The 20,266-nt window shown below is 63.6% G+C and carries 17 protein-coding genes and 1 pseudogene; 5 read left to right on the forward strand and 13 right to left on the reverse strand.

Annotated elements, in window-relative coordinates; genetic code table 11:
• The 3 genes and pseudogenes from GO707_RS07580 to arcA form a co-directional block, all read right to left on the reverse strand.
• Positions 1-136 (reverse strand): annotated as a pseudogene (locus GO707_RS07580) (carbamate kinase); the annotation flags it as partial.
• Positions 137-437: 301 nt separating this feature from the next.
• Positions 438-1,436 (reverse strand): ornithine carbamoyltransferase, encoded by a 999-nt coding sequence (gene argF / locus GO707_RS07585; RefSeq protein WP_022739235.1) that lies wholly within the window; start codon positions 1,434-1,436, stop codon positions 438-440.
• Between the two features lie 158 nt (positions 1,437-1,594).
• Positions 1,595-2,818, reverse strand: a complete 1,224-nt coding sequence (arcA, locus tag GO707_RS07590) for an arginine deiminase (RefSeq protein ID WP_022739234.1) — start codon at positions 2,816-2,818, stop codon at positions 1,595-1,597.
• 742 nt (positions 2,819-3,560) lie between these two features.
• Between arcA and GO707_RS07595 the strand changes: the two genes are divergently transcribed.
• Positions 3,561-5,189: an amidohydrolase gene (locus GO707_RS07595; RefSeq protein WP_157012699.1), complete on the forward strand. Its 1,629-nt coding sequence runs from the start codon at positions 3,561-3,563 to the stop codon at positions 5,187-5,189.
• Between the two features lie 189 nt (positions 5,190-5,378).
• Here the strand turns inward: GO707_RS07595 and GO707_RS07600 are convergent, their stop codons facing one another.
• The gene (locus tag GO707_RS07600) at positions 5,379-7,172 is read right to left on the reverse strand and encodes an FAD-dependent oxidoreductase (protein ID WP_157012700.1); all 1,794 of its coding nucleotides are present in this window, start codon (positions 7,170-7,172) and stop codon (positions 5,379-5,381) included.
• A gap of 202 nt (positions 7,173-7,374) precedes the next feature.
• On the opposite strand from GO707_RS07600, the gene GO707_RS07605 reads away from it, so the two are divergent.
• Positions 7,375-8,316: a LysR family transcriptional regulator gene (locus GO707_RS07605; RefSeq protein WP_022739231.1), complete on the forward strand. Its 942-nt coding sequence runs from the start codon at positions 7,375-7,377 to the stop codon at positions 8,314-8,316.
• Position 8,317: 1 nt separating this feature from the next.
• Here GO707_RS07605 and mazG read toward each other — a convergent pair whose 3' ends face one another.
• Entirely contained in the window at positions 8,318-9,193 is an 876-nt protein-coding gene (gene mazG, locus GO707_RS07610; RefSeq protein ID WP_335878769.1) for a nucleoside triphosphate pyrophosphohydrolase, read from the reverse strand.
• A gap of 353 nt (positions 9,194-9,546) precedes the next feature.
• Between mazG and mihF the strand changes: the two genes are divergently transcribed.
• The 3 genes from mihF (at position 9,547) to GO707_RS07625 (ending at position 11,524) form a co-directional block, all read left to right on the forward strand.
• Entirely contained in the window at positions 9,547-9,855 is a 309-nt protein-coding gene (mihF, locus tag GO707_RS07615; RefSeq protein ID WP_022739229.1) for an integration host factor, actinobacterial type, read from the forward strand.
• Positions 9,856-9,926: 71 nt separating this feature from the next.
• On the forward strand, positions 9,927-10,940 hold the full coding sequence (locus GO707_RS07620; RefSeq protein ID WP_157012702.1) for a TrmH family RNA methyltransferase: 1,014 nt from the start codon (positions 9,927-9,929) through the stop codon (positions 10,938-10,940).
• Complete coding sequence (locus GO707_RS07625; RefSeq protein WP_237974468.1) at positions 10,937-11,524, forward strand: hypothetical protein; 588 nt, start codon at positions 10,937-10,939, stop codon at positions 11,522-11,524. The genes GO707_RS07620 and GO707_RS07625 overlap by 4 nt, the downstream gene beginning before the upstream one ends.
• A 305-nt stretch (positions 11,525-11,829) precedes the next feature.
• On the opposite strand, the gene htpG is transcribed toward GO707_RS07625, so the two are convergent.
• From htpG to GO707_RS07665, 8 genes are all read right to left on the reverse strand, one after another.
• Entirely contained in the window at positions 11,830-13,818 is a 1,989-nt protein-coding gene (htpG, locus tag GO707_RS07630; protein ID WP_157012703.1) for a molecular chaperone HtpG, read from the reverse strand.
• A gap of 554 nt (positions 13,819-14,372) precedes the next feature.
• Positions 14,373-14,819, reverse strand: a complete 447-nt coding sequence (locus tag GO707_RS07635; protein ID WP_157012704.1) for a type II toxin-antitoxin system VapC family toxin — start codon at positions 14,817-14,819, stop codon at positions 14,373-14,375.
• Positions 14,803-15,102 carry a hypothetical protein gene (locus GO707_RS07640; protein WP_157012705.1) on the reverse strand — a complete coding sequence of 100 codons (300 nt, stop codon included), beginning with the start codon at positions 15,100-15,102 and terminating at the stop codon, positions 14,803-14,805. The genes GO707_RS07635 and GO707_RS07640 overlap by 17 nt, the downstream gene beginning before the upstream one ends.
• A gap of 98 nt (positions 15,103-15,200) precedes the next feature.
• Entirely contained in the window at positions 15,201-16,913 is a 1,713-nt protein-coding gene (locus tag GO707_RS07645) for a helix-turn-helix transcriptional regulator (RefSeq protein WP_232325711.1), read from the reverse strand.
• Positions 16,914-17,087: 174 nt separating this feature from the next.
• Positions 17,088-17,957 (reverse strand): 4Fe-4S binding protein, encoded by an 870-nt coding sequence (locus GO707_RS07650; RefSeq protein ID WP_022739216.1) that lies wholly within the window; start codon positions 17,955-17,957, stop codon positions 17,088-17,090.
• A 4-nt stretch (positions 17,958-17,961) separates the two neighbouring features.
• A complete protein-coding gene (locus GO707_RS07655; protein ID WP_157012706.1) occupies positions 17,962-18,588 on the reverse strand; it encodes a 4Fe-4S dicluster domain-containing protein in 627 nt (208 codons plus the stop codon).
• A complete protein-coding gene (locus tag GO707_RS07660; RefSeq protein ID WP_157012707.1) occupies positions 18,585-19,385 on the reverse strand; it encodes a TorD/DmsD family molecular chaperone in 801 nt (266 codons plus the stop codon). The genes GO707_RS07655 and GO707_RS07660 overlap by 4 nt, the downstream gene beginning before the upstream one ends.
• Before the next feature lie 65 nt (positions 19,386-19,450).
• Positions 19,451-20,263 carry a DmsC/YnfH family molybdoenzyme membrane anchor subunit gene (locus GO707_RS07665; protein ID WP_022739206.1) on the reverse strand — a complete coding sequence of 271 codons (813 nt, stop codon included), beginning with the start codon at positions 20,261-20,263 and terminating at the stop codon, positions 19,451-19,453.
• Between the last annotated feature and the right edge of the window lie 3 nt (positions 20,264-20,266).

Here is a 20,266-nt window from a genome sequence, read left to right on the forward strand (position 1 = left end):
TGCCGTCCTGGATCATGTCCACGATGTGCTTGGCGGTGTTCTGCACGAGCTCGAGCTGCTCCTGCGGGGTGTTGCCGAGGGCGTTGCCGCCCAGGGCGATGACAGCGGTCTTGCCGTTGCCCTTTTCGTAAGCCATAGATTTCACCTCAATCTTTCGGTGAACCAGCCAATCTCGCTTCTAGGTTGCATGTAAGAGAGACGAGACTGCGGTTCCAAACGGAACATAACATGCAACGGATGTGATTCTAGGTTTCAGGGCGATGACGACGCCGCGCAGAAGCATTCCGTTGTCAAATCGTAGGGGGTGACTCCGAGAAGGAACCACCCCCGAAAACCCCTCCGTAGGGGCTGACCTTGGTCAGCCCTTCGCTCGCAAGTCAACCTCGCTTGCAGAGGGGCGACCGAGGTCGCCCCCTACGGAATGGATCCTGCCGCAATTAGCCGCAGAGGGTGGCGTACATGACGGCCTTGATGGTGTGCATGCGGTTCTCGGCCTCGTCGAAGACCTTGGAGGCCTTGGACTCGAACACCTCGTCCTCCACTTCCATCTCGGTGACGCCGAAGCGCTCGGCGATGTCAGCACCGATGGTGGTGTTGGTGTCGTGGAAGGCCGGCAGGCAGTGCAGGAAGATGGCGTCGGGGTTGGCCATGGCCATGACTTCCTTGGTCACGCGGAACTTCTCGAGATGCTTGATGCGCTCGGCCCACACCTCGTCGGGCTCGCCCATGGACACCCACACGTCGGTGTAGATGACGTCGGCGCCGGTGCAGGCGTCCTTCACGTCGTCGGTGCACTTCACGGTGCAGCCGTTCTCGGCAGCGATGGCCTCGCAGGTCTTCACGAGCTCGGCGTCGGGCATGTTCTCCTTCGGGCCGCAAGCCACGAAGTTCATGCCGAGCTTGGAGCACACGACCATCAGCGAGCGGGCCACGTTGTTGGCGGCGTCGCCCATGAACACGAGGGTCTTGCCCTTGATGTCGTAGTTGAAGTTCTCCTGCACGGTGAGGATGTCGGCGAGCATCTGGGTGGGATGCCACTCGGTGGTCAGACCGTTCCACACCGGCACGCCGGCGTTCTCGGCCAGATCCTCCACGTCGGTCTGGGCGAAGCCGCGGAACTCGATGCCGTCGTAGAAGCGGCCGAGCACGCGGGCGGTGTCCTCGATGGACTCCTTCTTGCCCATCTGGGAGCTGCCCGGATCAAGGTAGGTCACGCCCATGCCGAGGTCCATGGCGCCGACCTCGAAGGCGCAGCGGGTGCGCGTGGAGGTCTTCTGGAACAGCAGCACGATGTTCTTGCCCTCGAGGTAGCGGTGCGGGGTGCCGGTGCGCTTGAGGTCCTTGAAGTTCTTGGAGAGCTTCAGCAGGTACTCGATCTCCTCGGTGGAGAAGTCGAGCAGGCGGAGGAACGGACGACCGCTGAGATTGATAGGCATGTTCTGTTTCCTTTCCCTTGAAAGAGACATTTGTATCGCGCGGGGCCCCCGAGAACCGGGGAACCCGCGCCTCTTTTACGGCCCAGCGCTGGCTGGCTAGACTGGGCCGGAAAAGACGGACGAAAGAGCGCTCCCTGACGGAGCAGGCGCCTTGCGGCTTACAGAGCCTCGCGCCAGGCCGGCATGGACATGCAGCGCGGGCCGCCACGGCCGCGGGAGAGCTCGGCCGAGGGCATCTCCAGGCAGTTGATGCCCTGCTTGTACAGCACGTCGTTGGTGACGTTGTTGCGCTGGTACACCACCACGGTGCCGGGACGGACGCAGAGCGTGTTGGAGCCATCGTTCCACTGCTCGCGCTCGGCCGCGATGCGGTCGCCGCCGCCGCAGGGGATGAGCTTCACCGGCTGGCCGACGTACTCGGAGAGCACTTTCTCGAGATCCTCGTTGCGCTCGCGGATCTTCGTGCCGCCCTTGCCGTCCGGGGTGATCTCGAACACCGTGAGCGGGCCCATGATGCCGGGATGGATGGTGAACTTGTCGTAGTCGATCTGGGTGAACACCGTGTCCAGGTGCATGAAGGCGCGGGAGGACGGGATGTTGAAGGCCAGAATCGTGTCGATGGTCGAGGTCTCATCGTTGAACACGTTGTGGGCGATGGCGTCGATGGCGTCGGGCTCGGTGCGCTGGGAGATGCCGATGGCCAGCACGTGCTCGTTGATGTTCAGGATGTCGCCGCCCTCGATGTGGAAGGTGTCGTTGCGATCGTAGTAGGTCGGCGTGCCGGCGAAGTCCGGATGGTACTTGAAGATGTAATCGCCGTAGATGGTCTCGCGGTTGCGCGTCACCGAGTACATGCGGTTGATGGACACGCCGTTGCCGATCATCGCGAACGGGTCGCGGGTGAAGTACAGGTTCGGCATCGGGGCGCACACGAGCTTGCAGCGGTCGGACACCATGTCCACCAAAAGGTGGGTGTCCTTCTGGGGCAGCTCCTGCAGGTTGATGCCGGCCATGGTCTTCATGACCATCTCCTTGGTGCCCGCGTAATTGGAGTTGATGTAGTCGGTGATGATGTCGTGGTACATGTCGGTGCGGATGCCGGCCTCGTAGATCCACTGATCGAGGAACTGCTGGCGCAGCTCGGGCTTGGCGTCCAGAACCTCGGCCATGAGGTCCTCCAGGTACACGACCTCGACACCCTCGCCGCGAAGGATGTTCGCGAAGGCGTCGTGCTCCTCCTGGGCCACGGGGAGGAACGGGATGTCGTCGAACAAGAGCTCCTCAAGCGTATTGGGGGTGAGGTTCAGCAGCTCGTCGCCGGGGCGGTGAAGGATGACCTTCTTGAGGTTGCCGATTTCGCTCTTGACGTTTACTCCTTGCATGTGACTCTCCAATCCGGCGGCTTGAAGTCCGCCATCATAGTTGAGAAGCTGCGGGCGAATGCCACCCTCAGCCCATCGCGGTCGGCGCGATGGATGCATCTAATGTCTCAGAATCCGGGCCAGGGGGAAGAGGTAAAGTGGTATTAGATGAGGGTTTAACTTGTCATTACCAACCCTCTGCCAGCCTTACACCCTTAGTAAACGCCCCTTGCTACGTCTCCTTCGCCCCAGGTCAAGCGTGCGACCCGAAGCTTTTGCATCGGATGCCTTCCTTGCGCATCGACGGTGCTTTGCTTTTCGGCCCCCTAACAATTACAGCCGAGGTCGCAATTCGTCGATGAACCTAAAGTATCATCATTTTTGTTCACATGCAATAAAAAAGTTCCAATCGTTTAGGGATTCAATCAAATTTCACGAATGCATAAGATAGCACAGCCTCTACCTTGGTCGCGCTTGAGCCTGGAAGGCGGCTTATCTGAGGTGTTTTACCAGCTAAAAGTCATGTTTTTCTCATTTGACCATGTTTAATGCACTCTTATTGGCTCCATAATCTACTTTGTCAATTAGTAGAGCGTGCATCATTCGGCCTCTTCTTCCCTCATCTTTTTTCAGTTCAAACCCTCATTTTTCGTAGTGCAGATGAACAATTTTACTTCAAGGCGTATACTGCACCTGAGAAACCGAGTCGCCCTTGCGAGTCGCTCGGCCACCCCACACGCTCGCCTTCGGAAGGAGACGCACCATGGCAACTCCCCGCCCCGCTGATCGAATCCTCGTTACCTCTGCCTTGTTTACCGGTGCCGACGACGAGCCTGCGCCCGGAGCCGTGGCCATCGGGGGCGACCGCGTTTTGTGGGCCGGCCCTCTTGAAGTCCTGCCCGAGCATCTGCGCGGCACCGATACCGAAGTCGTCGACTACGGAAACGCTCTCGTGATGCCGGGCTTCCACGACGCCCATCTTCATTACTTCCACTCCGCGCTGTACCTCTCCCCTCTGGCTGAGCGCTTCGTGGGCGAGAACGAGGCCGACGCGGTAGCGCGCCTGGCGCCCTTGGCCGCACGGCGACCGGCCGGCTCGTGGCTGCTCACCCAGGGCTGGCGCGACTACTTGTGGAACCCGGCCGGCATGCCGAGCCGCGCGTCGCTGGATGCTGCCTACCCCGACCGACCCGTGGCCATGTACTCCGGCGACGCCCACACCCTGTGGCTGAACAGCTGCGCGCTGGAACGCTTGGGCATCACGGAGGAAAGCGAGCCGCCCGCAGGCGGGAGCTACGACAAAGACACCGACGGGCACCTTACGGGCATTGTGCGCGAGGCGGCAGCCATGGAGCTCATGCCGCGCATCGTGGCGGAATTCTCGCGCGAGGAGCTGCTGGACGCCTACCGCTCCTTCGAGCGTTATCTGAACGAGCACGGCATCACGGGCGTGTGCGACGTGTCGCTCATGGCGATGCCGGGCCTCGATTTCGTGCGCGACGACCTGTTCGGCGCCTTGGAAGAGGCCGGCGAGCTCACCGTGCGCGTGTCCATGTTCCCCACGCTTTTGGAAGACCGCAGCCGTCTGGCCGCCCTGCAGGCCGCCCACACGGGCCCGCTCCTTTCGGCTCAGGGCTTCAAGCAGTTCTTCGACGGCGTTTCCAGCCAGCACACCGCCTGGGTTCACGACCCCTACACCAACGCTCGCTTCGAGGGCGACTGCGGGCGCCCCACCGTGGCTGCCGAAGTGATGGAGGCGCTGGTGGCCCCGGCGGCGGCCGAGGGCTCGCCCGTGCGCATCCACGCCATCGGCGACGAGGCCATCCACCGCTGCCTCGATATCTTCGAAGCCCACCCGGTGGCCTCCCCCGCCCATCACACCATCGAGCATTTGGAGAACTTCCAGCCCGACGACATCGCGCGCATCGCGCGGGCGGACGTCATCGCCAGCGTGCAGCCACGCCACATCACCCTGGATCCCGGCGGCCCGGAGCGTGATTTGGGACCCGAGCGCGTCCCTTATATGTGGCCTTTCCGCACCCTGCTCGATTCCGGTGCCACGCTGGCCTTCGGCACCGACTCCCCCGTTACCGACATCGACCCCATCGACGCCGTCTACACCGCCGTCACCCGCCGCGACGCCGACACCCACGAGCCGTGCGGGGGCTGGCTACCCGAGGAGCGCATCACCCTGGCCGAGGCCCTGCGCGCCTACACCGCCGGCAGCGCCGCCGCCGCCCAGCGCGCCGACGAGCTGGGGCAGCTAGCCCCGGGCATGTTCGCCGATATCGTCGTGCTGGACCCGAACCCCTTCGAGCTGGCTCCCGACGACCTGCAGCAGGCAAAGGTACAAGCCACCTACGTCGCCGGCAAGAAGGTGTACGAACAATGAGATTGGGCCTCTTTAGGCTAAAATGCGCCGATTCCGTATTTTAGCCTAGGCTAGCATCCTTCCTTCCGCCGGCTGCGCCAACTGAGAAGCGAGCCCGCGCAAGCAGGCTCGCTCCAATTCGATCTATGGAAAGGCGGCGGAACGAGGGGGAGGAAGGAGAACGTCCCGCCGCCAGTTTCCCTTCAGCGATTAGGCGTCGGTGCGGCCGTCCTTCTTCATGACGCCGCCCGCGGCCATGTAGCCGCCCACGAAGGCCAAGCCCAGATCAGCGAACACGCCAGTGAGAGGCTTGCCCGCGGGGTTGCCCTCGCCCGCCGACCCGCCGGCAGTATGCCAGGCGGCGTACAGACCCGGAATGGGCGCGCCCTCGGTGCTGATGACCTGCATGTCAGGGTTCACCTTCAAACCGCACTTCGAGCCGAACACATGGCCACCAACGATGGCTCCATAGTAGGGCGGCTCATCTAAAGCAAGCAGCCACTCCTTCGGATATTTGTAGGTGGCAGCGTAGTCCTCGCCCGCTGCGCAGGCAGCGTTCCATTTCTCCACGTTGTCCACGAGGACGCCCTCGCGCAGGCCAAGCGCCGCCTCAAGCTCCTCAATGGTGTCGCACTTGCGAATGACGCCAGCCTCCACCATGTCGTTGAACCCGGTGTGCCAGTCGCGCAGATACTCCGGCACGCGATCGTAGAAGGGGTCGTCGTCAGCGAGGATCTTGCCCTTGCGGCAAATCACCTGGCCAAAGTAGTTGTCCAGCATGAGCTGCTCGTACTTCGAATCGAAGATGCAGTAGGTCTTGCCGCCGGGCTGGCTCATCTCGATGGCGGCAGTCTCGCAAAGCCCCTCAGAGGAGGGCGACGCATCGTTCACATAGGGATAAACGCGAGCGCTCGTGCCGATATAGGGAACGCGGTTGCCGTCGCGGTTGATGCGCAGCCAGGGCTGGCGCACTACCTGGTTGCCGTCCTTGTTGATGTGGCAGTCCATCTCGGTATCGAACTCGTCATAGTCGCGCCACCACACGCCGCCGTCGAAGGCGCCGGTGGAATCGTATCCGGCCAGATCGGCCCCTACACCCTGGCCCATGCGGATGCACTCGCCAGTGCCGTTGGGCGGCGTGGCGATATTCGCAATACCCTGAAGAGTCGTGGCGGAGTACTTGGCCATCATGGCGCGGTTCACCTCCATACCACCGGCGCACAGGATGACGCAGTTGGTAGCGTGGATGAACTTCTCGCCCTCCTCGTCGGTGACCTTCACGCCCACGACGGCCCCACCGTCGAAGACGAGCGTGTCCACGTTGCTGTTGGCGCGCACCTCGGCCCCGTCTTTCTGCGCCTGCTCGGTCAGCAGCTGCAAGGGGATCAGGTTCACGTTGATGCCGTTGGTGGGCGTGGACATCCCCTCCCATTCCAGCATGCCCGCACCGGCAGGGCTCGGGTTCATAGGCACCCATTTGGCCCCGGCCTTCTCGTTCATCCAGTCGATGCACTTCGGGCCTTCCACCAGCATGGCGCGCACAAGCTCCGGATCACCGGTCTGCTGCTGGCAGCTCATGACGTACTCTAGGATGCGATCCACATCGTAGGGATATTCCGGATAGGCGAACTTGCGCTCTTCAGCGGCCTTGTGGCCGCCCATGTTCGAGAACACCGATGAGTGCTTCGAGTTGCCGTTCAACTCCATGTTGCGCTCTAACACAAGCACCTGGTAACCCGCCTGGCCGAGCCGGATGGCGGCGTTGATGCCCGCGGCGCCGGAGCCGACCACGATGACCTCGGCCTCCTCATCCCAGTTCTCGGGAACACTAGCCGGCTCGATGGGGGCAGCGGCAGCCTCAAAGGTCTCTCGTTCCTTGTCGCGAGCATCGCTGCCGCCAGTATCGGCCATCTCGGCCTTCGGAGCGCAGCCGGCAAGTCCCGCTGCAGCAGCCGTTCCTCCGAGCAGCGCCCCCTTGAAAAACGTTCTGCGATCGATGTTCATAGGTCTCCCCTTTCCTTCAGGTTTCGTCGCTCCTCCATCATAGGGGCGCCCCTGCCGAGAACGAGGGAGGTTAATTGCGAGCGCCGTCGGTTTCCTTTGCATCTCTGTTCAGGTTGGCAACGCACGTGTAAAGTAATCTTTACAGCATGCCGTATGAGTGGGACACTGGACGTCTCGCCGTCATGTTTGGAAGGAACGCGCCGTGAACACACGCTATCTGGAGGAATTCCTCGTCATTGCCGATGAATTGAACTTTTCTGCAGCGGCCAAGCGGCTCTATACCACGCGCCCCACCCTCAGCGAGCACCTGGCGGAGCTGGAGGATGAACTGGGCTGCAAGCTCGTCGAGCGCGGTCGGGGAAAGCCCGCGCTGACGCCGCTTGGGAGGCGGTTCCTCGGCACAGCTTCCGACTTGCTGGGGCAATGGGACGAAGTTGTCGACGAATACCGGGATCTCTCCGACAACCTGCTCACCGTTACCGTGTCGGCCACAAACCTTCCCTGGCTCGAAGCGCCTCTTCTGCGCGCACGGCACCGCATCGCCGAAAAGTGGCCCGAGGGCAAAATCGACATCGTCACCGACAACGGCCCCTTGGCCACCGTAGACGCGCTGGGCGAGCGGAAGAACGACATCGTCGTCGTAGGCTGCAAGAACTTCAGCGAGGCAGGACATCGGCTTCTCACGAAAGAGCATCCAGGATTCGTGCTGAACGCCGAGACCACTCACTTGTTTATGGCCGAGGATAACCCGTTGTTCGGACGCGATACCATTCACGCCACCGACCTCGACGGCGCCGTCCTGCTCCTGCCGCCCGACGTCCACCAGAGCTACGAGCGCGACGGAGTCGCCGACCGCTTTGCCGCGAACGGCGCTCGCGTCACGCTCAAGACGATGCCCTTCCGCGACCATGCCGAGTATTTCGCCCACGATTTCGGGTGCGCCATCGGCGTTGCGCCCGGCACCCTTGTGCCGCGCTTCGGGCTCGACCGGCGCCCCGGGCTGCGCCTGTTCGACCTCGACGATATGGATTTCTCGACGGACTTCATCGCCGTGTTCCGAGACGAATTCGTCGAAAGCCCCCATGGCCGCGTCCTTTTCGACGAGATGAAGGCCGCTGTGGCCCAAGGAGAGCCCGGAGCCTAGTTTAGCTCTCCAGGACCTTCGAAAGCTGCCAGAGTTCTTCCATCTCCTCCATGGAGAGGTCTTCCACGCGGCGGCCACCTCCGGCAGCGGCGCCTTCCATGAAGGCCCAGCGGACGCGGAACTTGCCGCAGGTGGCGCGCAGGGCCTCCTCAGCCTGGACGCCCATCTTGCGGGCTACGTTCACGAGCGAGAACAGCACGTCGCCCATCTCCAGTTCCACCGCCGCGGCAGCCGCGGGATCGGCGGCGGCATCCACTTTGCCGTTCGCGGACTTCGGCGCGGCGGCGTAGGCGGCCTTAAGCTCGGCGACCTCCTCGTCCACCTTGGCCCACACGTCGTCCACCGTTTCCCACTCGAAACCGGCCGAGGCCGCCTTCCGCGAGATCTTCTGCGCCTGTTTCAGCGCCGGGAAGCTCTTCGGCACGCCGTCGAGCAGCCCCTGGGGCGCGTCGGCCGCAGCGTCGGCGGACTCCTTCTCGGCCATCTTTATCTGATCCCATACGTCCAGCACCTCGTTGGCGTCGCCTGCCACCACGTCACCGAACACATGGGGATGCCGGCGCACGATCTTCGCGTTCACGTCGCGGCACACGTCGTCGATGGTGAACTCGCCGGCGTCCGCGGCAATCTGCGACTGCAGCACCACCTGAAGCAGCACGTCGCCGAGCTCTTCGCGCATGTGCGGCACGTCGTCGGCCTCGATGGCATCCACGGCCTCGTAAGCCTCCTCCACCATGTTGCCGGAAATGCTCTTGTGGGTCTGCTCCTTGTCCCAGGGGCACCCGTCCGGCGAGCGCAGCGCCTCGATGGTGGCCACGAACTCGTTGAAGGCGGGGTGCTCGGTCGGCTGCACCTCGGCTACCAGCTTCTCAGTCACAGTATTGCTCCCTTCGATTGCAGGTTTCCGCAGCATTATAGCGCTCCTGCTTTCGCGTGCCCGTCCAACGTCTTCGAGCAGCGCCTTCCCTCCCCTTTTTCGCAGTTTCTCACGAAGCTTGAGCAGCCGCATTCGAGCTATTTCGTCACCAAATCCCCATTTCGGAGCCTTAAAAGCGCACATTTTTCTGCAAAAACGCGACATTAGCGGGAAAAGGGGTGTACAACCTGCGGTTTTCTATTATGATCGTGTAGCTAAAAACGGAGAAACGCTGGTACCGAAGCCTTCTGGTACCAGCGTTCTTCGAGTGAAGGCCCTGTTAGAAGGGCACCGACTAGAGAAAGAGAAGTGATATGCCCGCACCTACCATGACCCCTGAGCAGCGCGCCGCCGCCCTCGAGAAGGCTCGCGTCGTTCGCGCCAAGCGCTCCGAGATCACCAACAAGCTCGCCATGGGTCTCACCACCCCGGCCGAGGTTCTCGATCAGATCGACGACCCGATCATCGGCCGCATGAAGGTCAAGGCTTTCGTGAACGCCCTGCCCGGCTTCGGCAAGGTGAAGACCGAGAAGCTCATGGAGGAGCTGGGCATTCCGGCCGAGCGTCGTCTGCAGGGCCTCGGCTCCAACCAGATGGCCGCTCTGAAGGCCGCCCTTTCCTAAGTCTCAACCGAGGCAATCTTGCAAGCGCCCGCCTATAATAGACGGGCGCTTTTGTTTTGGAAGGAACCGGCATGCCCCTTATCTATGTAGACACATTGGAAGACCCACGGCTCGATGCGTTCGCGCGGCTGACCGAGGCTCAGCTGCGCAGTAAGCTGGAGCCGGAGCGTGCGCTGTTCATCGCCGAGTCGCAGAAGGTGATCGAACGGGCCTTCGAGGGCGGCATGGAACCGATCTCACTGCTCATGGAAGAGAAGTGGCTACCCTCTATGGCTCCGCTCATCGAGCGCATGGAGGCGCGCCGGCAAGCACGGGCACGTGAGCTCGAAACGACGCAAACAGGGGCGCAAGGCGCTGCACCTGCACCGACCGGCGAACCCGAAACGCCCCTCGCGCAGTTGCCCTCCGGCCCCGACAGCCTGCCCGTGTTCGTGGCACCCCACGACGAGCTTGCGCGCCTAACGGGCTTCGAGCTAACGCGCGGCGCCTTGGGTGCTTTCCGCCGCTCCGCCCTGCCCACCGTGGCCGACGTGCTGCGCGACGCGCGTCTGGTGGCCGTCCTCGAAGATATCACGAACCACACCAACGTCGGGGCTATCTTCCGCAGCGCGGCGGCCCTCGGAGTAGATGCCGTGCTCGTAAGTCCCGCCTGTTACGACCCGCTATACCGACGGGCCGTGCGCGTGTCTATGGGTGCCGTCTTCCAGGTGCCTTGGACGCGCATTGGCGATGAGGACGTGCCGAACCGTCCCGGCTGCGGCACCTGGAGCGAGCAGGGCATCGCCGAGCTGCACGAGCACGGCTTCACCTGCGCCGCCATGGCGCTCTCCGACGACTCGGTGACCCCCGACGAGCTGAATGCGCTGCTGGCCGAGCGCGAGGCCGCAACCGGCACTCCGGCGAAGCTGGCGCTGCTGTTCGGCACCGAAGGCGAGGGGCTCTCCCCCGCCACCATCGCTCGCTGCGACTGCACCGTGCGCATCCCCATGGCCCATGGCGTCGATTCCCTGAACGTCGCCGCCTCCAGCGCCGTGGCCTTCTACGCCTTCCGCCGTTTGAGCCAGCTGGGGAGGAGACCGCAGTGAGTTCCTTCGACTTCGGTCTTGCGACCTCCGCCCAGGATGGCACCGGAAAGAAGAACGAGAGCGCCGCTCAGAACGAGGCGGGGCCAAGTAGCCATACGAGCATGACGGGTCCGCGGAAGGCCCCTCGAAGCGTCAAGATCGCGACCTGGGCCGTACGGCTTTGCTTCGCCTTCGTATTCGTCGTGAACGTGCAGTGCGCGTTGGGCTTCGCGTTCGCGCCCGAGGTTTACATGGGCGCTTACGAGCTTTCCGGGGTGCCAGGCCGCGTGGGCATCCAGGGCATCGGCATCGCCTTCCTCATGTGGAACTGCACCTACCCGCTGGTCATTTGGCGCCCAGAACGCCATCGGGCCTTAGCCGGCGTCGTTCTGATCCAGCAGATCGTAGGCCTGGCCGGTGAGTCCGCCATTCGCGCCACCCTGCCCACCGGCCACGACCTCCTCGCCAGCAGCATCGATCTGTTCATCACCTTCGACGCTGTGGGCCTGCTTCTGATGGGCGCCTCGTGGGGCATCCTTCTCCTGCTCGAAAAGCACGCCAGACAATCCGATGGCCAAAATGGAGGCAAAATTTCGAGTTGTTAGGTGTTCCGCGAGGCGCCTTTGCCTATAAGTCCGCAATGTCTGAAGCATATGTATTGCTATTCATTATTTTTTATCATATTTAGAGAAATTGGTCTTCTGGAGAAGCCAGTAGGGCAAGAGCCAACACCTAACAACTCGAAATTTCGCATCCGCTCGCTCGAATTTCCTGTCCCGAAAACGGGAAAGGATCGCGCGGGGCGATCCTTTCCAGGAGAGAGAAGGGGTTCTCGGGTTTGCTTAGTTCGCCGACACGGCGGCACGAGAGCGCGTCCGCGCCGGCAACCGCCGCTGATTGGCGGCTGGGCCTACTTCATCAGCTCAGCGACAGCCTGGGCGAAGGCGAGCGGGTTGTCGGGCAGAATGCCCTCCACGAGGAGTGCCTGGTCGAACAGAAGGCCCGCGTAGGTGCGCACCTTTTCGTCGTCGCCGGCCTCATGAGCCGCTTGCAGCGTGGCGAACACCGGGTGCTTGGCGTTCACTTCCAGCACCAGGTGCATCTCGGGCAACTCGTCAGTGCCCGGCTGGCTCTTCAGCACCTGCACCATGGCCAGCGACATGCCGCCCTCGCTCGTGACCACGGCCGGCGCATCGGTGAGGCGGGTGGAAACGACGACGCGCTCCACCTTGCCGTCAAGCGCCTCCTGCATAATGCCGAACAGCTCGGCATTGGACTCGGTGGCCTCCTCGGCCTCCTTCTTCTCCTCATCGGTGGTAAGGCCCAGGTCCTCGGAGCCCACGTTCTTGATGAAGTAGGGCTGCTTGTTCTCCTCGTCGCCGTCCACCGCGTGCTCGCCGTAGGTGCCCATGGCCATCATGCAGAACTCGTCCACGTCCTGGTCGCACAGCAGCACGTCGTAGCCCTTGGCCAAAACCGTGGTCACGAGCGGCATGGCGGCCAGGCGCTCCAGCGAGTCGCCCGCGGCGTAGAAGATGGAGTCGGCACCGGCGGGAGCCGCGGCCAGATACTCGTCCAGGGTGATCATCTTCTGCTCCTTGGCGGAGTAGAACAGAAGCAGGTCGGCAAGCGTGTCCTTCGCCATGCCGTAGCTCTGGTAGATACCGAACTTCAGCGTACGGCCGAACTGCTTGAAGAACTCCTCGTAGGCCTCACGATCGTCGTCGCGCATATTCGCCAAGTCGGCCTTGATCTTCTTCTCGAGGCGCCGGGCGATGGCGCGCAGCTGACCGTTGTGCTGCAGCGTCTCGCGGGAGATGTTCAGCGTGAGGTCGGAGGAATCAACCACGCCGCGCACGAAGCCGAAGTAGTCGGGCAGAAGCTCCTCGCACTTGTCCATGATGAGCACGTTGGAGGAGTACAGGGCGAGCCCGCGCTTGTAGTCCTTCGAGTACATGTCCCACGGCGCGCGGCTCGGCACGAACATGAGCGCGTCATAGTTGAGCGACCCTTCCGCGTGCACGGAGATAGTGCGGGCCGGGTTTTCGAAGTCGTGGAAGTCGGTCTTGTAGAACTCGTCGTACTCCTCCTGGGAGACCTCGGACTTCTTGCGCTTCCAGATGGGGACCATGGAGTTGATGGTCTCCACCTCGGTGTAGCTCTCCCACTGCGGCGCGGCCGGCTGGTCGCCCTCGGCCGGCTCGGGGGCCTCCACCTTGCGGCTCTTCGTCACTTCCATCTTGATAGGATAGCGCACGTAGTTGCTGTAGCGCTTGATGAGCTGCGTGAGCCCGTGCTCGCTGGCGAAGGTGCCGAAGGACTCGTCGGCGGTGTCGTCCTTCAGGTACACGATGACGTCGGTGCCATGCTCGGCGCGCTCGGCCGGCTTGATGTCGTAGCCGTCGATGCCGTCGGACTCCCAGGCCCAGGCCTCATCCGAGCCGATGGCGCGGGAGACGACGCGCACCTTCTTGCCCACCATGAAGGCGGAATAGAAGCCGACGCCGAACTGGCCGATGATGTCCACATCGGTGAGGTCGTCGAGTCCCTTCGCCTCGCCGGGCTCGCTTTCAGCAGCAGCCTCGGCCTGGGCGGCCTTGAATTCGAAAGAGTCGGAATGGGCGATGGTGCCGAGGTTCTTGTCCAGCTCGTCTTTGGTCATGCCGATGCCGTTGTCGGACACCGTGACCGTGCGTTCGTCGGCGGAAAAGCCCACCGTGATGGCCAAGTCGTCGCGGCCCACGGCCACAGACGGATCGGTAAGGCTGCGGAAGTACAACTTGTCCACCGCGTCCGACGCATTGGAGATAAGCTCGCGTAGGAAGATCTCGCGATTGGTGTAGATGGAATTGATCATGAGGTCGAGCAGTTTCTTGCTCTCTGTCTTGAACTTGCGCATAGGTTCTTGTCCTTCTTTCCTTGGGGCGGAAGACGCATAACGTTCCTAGTGTAGGTCGCGCGCCGGCAGTCATCTCGCGGTGCATTCGGTCTGTACGGCAGTCGTTGACCGGCGGCGACAAAGGCGTTAGCAGTCTCCCTTATCGAGTGCTAACACCACATTCTACGCAGAAGGAAACCTAAGTCAATACCTATCAAGTTTTCTTTAAGTTTGGACGAGGGAAGCCTCTCAAAATGAGGTTTCAATTTTGAGAGGAAAGACAAGGGAGCATCCTATCAAAATTGAAACCTCATTTTGATAGTGACGTTCGCCTCCTACAAGCGCTTCGAGCAAACAGGGGAGATCACCTTCCGCTCCCTGTGCAACATCGCTATCAGTTCCCCCTAAATCCGGGCCACCAAGTCCTCGGGCGACGGGAGCACACTGGCGTAGGCCGCAGGCAGCTCGTCGCCTAAACGGTACTCGCTCACGCCAATGGGCGCGCCCCCCGACCAGCTCAATTTTTGCACACAGTGTGTGCAAAAATTGCTTCGTCGATTACAGCCCCCTCCGCCCTAAAGCTGAACCTCACCGTAGTCGAGGCTGTGCTCTTCGCGCATGACGTTAAGCCACGCATCCGGGGACACCGCCGGAACCGTTGAGCGTGCGAATCCCTTGGCGTCGCGAGTGATGAGATAGTCGGCCCCCACCCTCTCGGCAGCAAGGGCAATCAGGCAATCCTCGAAGTCGTCCCAGCCGAGACGCGCCGCTCTCTCAAGGGAGGCGCCCGTAAGATCTACCGGCTCAATCACTGTGAGAGCTTTCAGGATCGCCGCCTGCAGCCGCGCCGAATCAACATAGCGGCTCAGGACGTAGAAGGCATCGACGACAGACTGGGAAGGAACCCACAGCCGAGCATCACCAAAGAATCCGGCGATGACTACTTTCTGAGCTGAGAGGAAAAACGGCTCCTTGCGGCCCAGGTAGTCGATGAGCACATTGGTATCAAGCAAGAGATTCATAGCGCCCTCGCTTTCCGTCCCTCACGAGGGAGCGATAATCGCCATCGGGCGCCTCTCCCCTCCAATCGACATCGAGTGTCGAAGCGGCCAGAAAGGCATCCAACTCCTCCCGACTCGGCCGAGAAGCAGGAGCAGTCGTCGGCAGCTCCCGTCTCTCGAGAAGATAGTCGAAGGCACTGTTGATAAGATCGGACGTGTTCGCCCCCAGAGAGGCCAGCACGCCCTTCGAAGCATCTTTCTTCGCCTGCGGAACCCGCGCACTCACAAGAACACTTTCTGCCATAACAACCTCCCATCGAATATGTTATACGTATAACATATTCGATGGGAGATGGTCAAGGGCATAGGGGATCTAATCGCAAGCTCCCTAAGGCCCAGCATCTAGCGCTCGCGGTCGATGAGGTCGATGAGCTCCTGGCGAGAGTGGACGTCGGCTTTCACGTAGATATGGCGAATGTGGGACTTCGCCGTGTTGAAGGAGATGGTGAGGTTCTGGGCGATGTAGTCGATGGAGCGGCCGCGCACGAGAAGATCGAACACGTCGCGCTCCCGGGGCGAGAGCCCGTAGCGCTCGGCCACCGCATCGCAGCGCATCCGGTAGTGACCTGGCCGACGCTCTCCCAGCGCAACATCGCCCGGGCCGCTATCGGGAAGAGCAACGCCAGCCCCGCCGGCTCCTCTAGGCTCTACCGCATCATCTCCGTCGCCTTCGCCGCCATCCGCCGCGTCGCTGCAATTGTGAGCCGTCCCACATCCGACGGAGCCCACTCCTTCTGCAGACACCCCCTCGGCAGACGCCCCCAGTGTTGACAGGCCCTCAGCCGCCATTCCGGCCGCCCTACCCGACGGGCGCTCCTCCGGACGCAACGCGTCGCCGATCAGGCGGTCGTTCAGCACCAGCATGGAGACTACCAGGAGCGCGAAGACCATGGCCACCGAGATAACCTCCAAGGACAAGCTGCCGTCGCCCTGGCTGCGCACAATTTCCAAACCCGCCAGCCAACCGAAGGTCGTCCCCAAAGCCGAGGCCCCGCGGCCCAAGCCGAACACCAATATCGGGGAAAGCCGCGACGAGTAGGCCACATAGGCCAGCAGACACCAGATCACCAGCACGAAGCAGTTGTAGGCCACCGTAATGAACTGGCTGCCGAAACCCGTTCCGCCCAAGAGGGGCGTCACGAGAATGCCGGCTGCCACGGCAATGATGATGGGATAGTACAGGCGGCTCACATCGAACTGGCGGCGCAGCAGTCCCACCACCACGAACAGCACCCCGGCCACTACCGCGGTGCTGAAGATGATGAGCGCGCCGTCGGCGTTCAGCGAGCTGATGGAGGAATGGGGCACGGAAAACCCGCGCGAGACGCCCACCACGACGGAGAAGACCGCCACGGCCACGAGCAGCCTCACGAAGAACCTTCGCAGGGGAACCGGGCCCTCGGGGCGTCCGCCCTCGCCCTCATCCGACCATTCGGGATTAGTCAGCGTGGAGACCACGGCCAGAACGGGAAGAAGGGCCGTGAACACCATGCCCACCGGATCAGGCAGCCCTACGGCCATGAAGTAGATCATGGCGGCGAACACGAAGGACGCCGCCGTGTACATGGCAGCCTCGCGCGCCGGCGCCTTCGAGTAGACGACGCCGAACCTCAGCACGATGACCGACGTGCCCGCGCCGGTCAGTGCAGCGCTCACGATAAGGTAGAGGTTCGCATCGGCGCCCAGGCTGGACGATGCGTAGGTGCCCACCGTGGCCGCGCCCACCACCACCGCCACCGCAATGAGGAGCAGGTTGCTGCCCACGAGCCGCCGCGTGAGAGGACGCACGAGCGAGAGCAGGACGAGGGCGACGCCCAGGGCAAGCGTCGAGACCAGATAGGTGAGGGAAATGGTGTCAGGGGGCAAGTCGGAGGCGGCGGAGGGGAACACGAGCACGTTGCTGTTGTACGACACCCAGATCCACGCGTAGTAAAAGCCGAAGCCCACCAGCTTAAGGGCGGGCCACTGCTCCTCTATGGTCATGCCGAGGCGGGTCGGCGCCAACTCGCTGTTGGGCGCGAACGCCTCCTGATTATCACCGAACCGCTTGAGCATGCGCTTCCCCCATAATCGGCGGCCCGCCGTCCCCAAGGCCGCACTGTCAACTGAAGAACGGGCGTCGCCGTCCCATTCGTTCCACGGCTCATATTGTATACCCTCGGCTATTGGCACAACATTCCCCCTGTTCGAATTCTCACGGCGGCTGAATCGGCTCCCTCCGCCCCTCTCCTAGCCCTCAGCGCCCACGGCATCCTCATCGGCCTCTTGCGCCGCCGAGGCGACGGGCAGCCCGGCCTTCTCCGTGCGTGCCAAGAGCGGGAAGCTGATGGCATGGGCCGGGCAGGCGTCCCTGCACTCGCCGCACTTGGTGCACTCCGCCAGGGAAACCGACGCTTCGGGATGATGCAGGTCAATCCCCTCGGGGCACACGTCGGCGCACCGCGAGCAGCTGGCGCCCGAGCAATGCAGGCAGGACTCGGCGGCCACCGTCGGACGGAACGTGCGGTTCAACCGCGCCATGAGGCCCAGCAGGGCGCCCAGGGGGCAGAAGCGGTGGCACCATTTTCGCAAGAGCACGATCTCCGCCACGAGGATGACGGGGAACACCACGAGCGACAGCGTCGCCTCGCTGAACTGGAGCAGGCGCCAAAGGGCGATGAAGGTGGCCACGGAAAGGCCCACGGGGCAGATGAGGCAGAACACCGGGAACCCGAAGGCGGCCGTGGTGAGCACCGTGGCCCCGAGCACCCAGTTGCGCGAGTCGTTGGCCCCGTCGCGCTCGGCCGGCGTCGGCTTGTCGGCCTTCCGCTCCTTGATGCCGAAGACCCGGCGCAGCAAGGGCACGGGACAGCCCCAAGCGCAGAAGGCACGACCCGCCAGGGCCACGAGAACCGCAACGATGACCAGGCCGATCAGCAGCGGCGGCACGATGGTGCGCGAGGCGATGGCAGCCTCAACGGCCCCCAACGGGCAGATGGCGGCGATGTCGCCAATGCCCCAGGCCGACGGCGTTCCCGTGCCCGTATGCACGGCGAGTCCCACGCCGACCAGGCCCAAAAGGCCGACGGCGGCTATAGTGCGCTTCGTCTTCAACTTCATGGGCCTACACCCCCGTCTCGCTGCCGTCTTCCACCACCGTGCGCCCGAGCTGGCCGGCTGCCTCGGGAGGCACCACCACGATGCCCCGCCGCGTACCGCCGGCAAAGGTCCCGTACACGAGCGCCGTGCACTCGAACTCGCACTGGCCGCAGCCGTTGCACGCGTCGCCGTCCACCACCGGATGGCCGTCGACGAAGGCCAGCGCGTCGAAGGCGCAGGAGTCCTCGCAGACCGTGCAGCCCTGGAAATAGGACAGGCAGCGGTCCTTCTGCACCACCGCCACGCCCAGCTTCTCGGCCGTCTCGTCGAAGGATCTCAGCGCGCCGGTGGGGCACACCTCGATGCACTTGCCGCAAAAATCGCAGTAGCCCTTGTGGAAGTCGAGCACCGGCGTGCGCGCCCGCAGAAAGCCGTCGCCCACCGAGGCCACGGCCACTGCTCCCGTGGGGCAAGCGCTGCGGCAGCGATCGCACTTGAGGCAGGCGGCCGCAAGGGCGCGCTCGTCCTGGCCGCCCGGCGGACGCAACAGCTCGCCCTCCCCCGCAAAGGCCACGCCGGCCCCGCCCACGCCCGCGCCCACGGCGCAGACCGCTGCCAGGCCGACGAAGCTGCGGCGCGTCATGGCGGTCATGACGCCACCGCGCCTTCCGCGGCGGATGGAGTGCCCTCGCAGGCGCCATCCCAGGCCGGGCGAATCTCATCCACTGCGGCACCGAGGGAGAGCGCCGCGGCGACCTCGTCGAAGAAGGCCGCCTCCGACTCCACGTACCCGCGCGTCATCTGGGCGACGCCGCGGTAGAAATCGGTCTCGGCGAACTCGTCCACGGCCTCGCACAGAGCCGGCAGCCAGTTCTGCTGATGGTGCACGAAGAAGCTGCGGGCCAGCGACACCGCGTCCGCCAGCGACACCGCGTCCGCCAGCGACACCGCGTCATCCCCGTCAAGGGCCTCGTTCGCGCGGTCCGCGAGGACTGCGGCGAACTGCAGCTCGAAGCCGAGATGGTCTTCGGGGGTCGTGTTGTCGGCAGGCAGATCGAGGCCGCCCCGCCGGTAGTAGGTCACCGCGCCGTCGCGGGCATCCTGCATGAGGATGCGCTCCTCGCTCGTGAACACCGACTCGTAGGGCGGCGCCAGAATGCGGTCGTAGCTGCCGGCGCCGAGGAACACGCGCGCGTAGTCGACGGCCAGCTCCTGGCGGGTGCCGCCGTGGCGATGGCGAAGATACTCCTTGATGGCGCGCAGCCCCTCGTCGATGGCCGTGCCATCGCCGGCAATCTCGATATGGGCGAATGCCTCGATCTGCTCGTCGGTGAGCTCGTACAGGTACAAGCTGGCAAGGAATCGGCAGAAGGCGGCGCGCGTCTCATTGGCCTCGCGCATTTCCTGGATGGCAGCCCCGTCGAGGGCGATGCGGTTGGTCTGGTCCATAGGGCAACTCCTTGGGAAGGGCCGCCCGGCCGGGAGGGGAAGACCGGGCGGCGGGAACAGTGAGGCTAGATGCTCACACCGAACAGCGACATCAGCGCGATGGACGCGGTCCACATGAGCACGCGGTAGGCGACCGCCCCGATGAACGCGCCGACGACGGCCACGATGGCCAAAGACAGCGCGCCCTCGGTCTTCTTCATGCCGGCCACGCCGCAGGCCGCGGGCACAACGCCGCCGCAGACAACGACGCCGACCCAGAACAAGATCGCGGAGTCCCCGCCCACGATGCCGGCCAGAAGGCCGTAGGCCAGGGAGGTCACCAACGCCGCGGCCGCGCCGACGAGCGTCTCGGTGGCCGCGAAGGACAGGGCAGCGCCCTCTTCCCTACGGGCGGCGCACAGGAGGTACCACAGGGCCGTGCCCGCAGCGAGCGCCGTGCCCAGGTAGCCCAAGGGCAGCGCAACAGTGTTCCAGGCCAGCTGCGAGGACATCATGTAGGAGGAACCGCACGCATAACTGAAGACGGCGGCCATGGCCACGGCGACGACACCGAGGCCCTTGAGCACCCCTTCGGAGGCGCCGCGCCGATACAGCACGAGGAACGCGACGGCAACCACGACGTCGATGCCGAGGAGCACGGCCTCCAGGAAAATGCCCGGAGCCGGGTGCGCCAGCACGGCCATGATGCGATCGACGTGGGACAGATGGGTCGCCGAGGCGATGCCGCCCACGATGATGAGGACGATGCCCGTGACGACCGCCGGCACAACCGTTTTCTTGGCCAGGCCCTTAAAGGCGTCGAGGCCGGCGCAGGCGACAAGCCACGCCCCCGCCCCCGACAGGGCGGTGAACAGAACGAGGGACCATTGAATTTCCATGGG

Origin of the sequence: Adlercreutzia rubneri (assembly GCF_009755265.1) — a bacterium.
Taxonomy (GTDB): domain Bacteria; phylum Actinomycetota; class Coriobacteriia; order Coriobacteriales; family Eggerthellaceae; genus Adlercreutzia; species Adlercreutzia rubneri.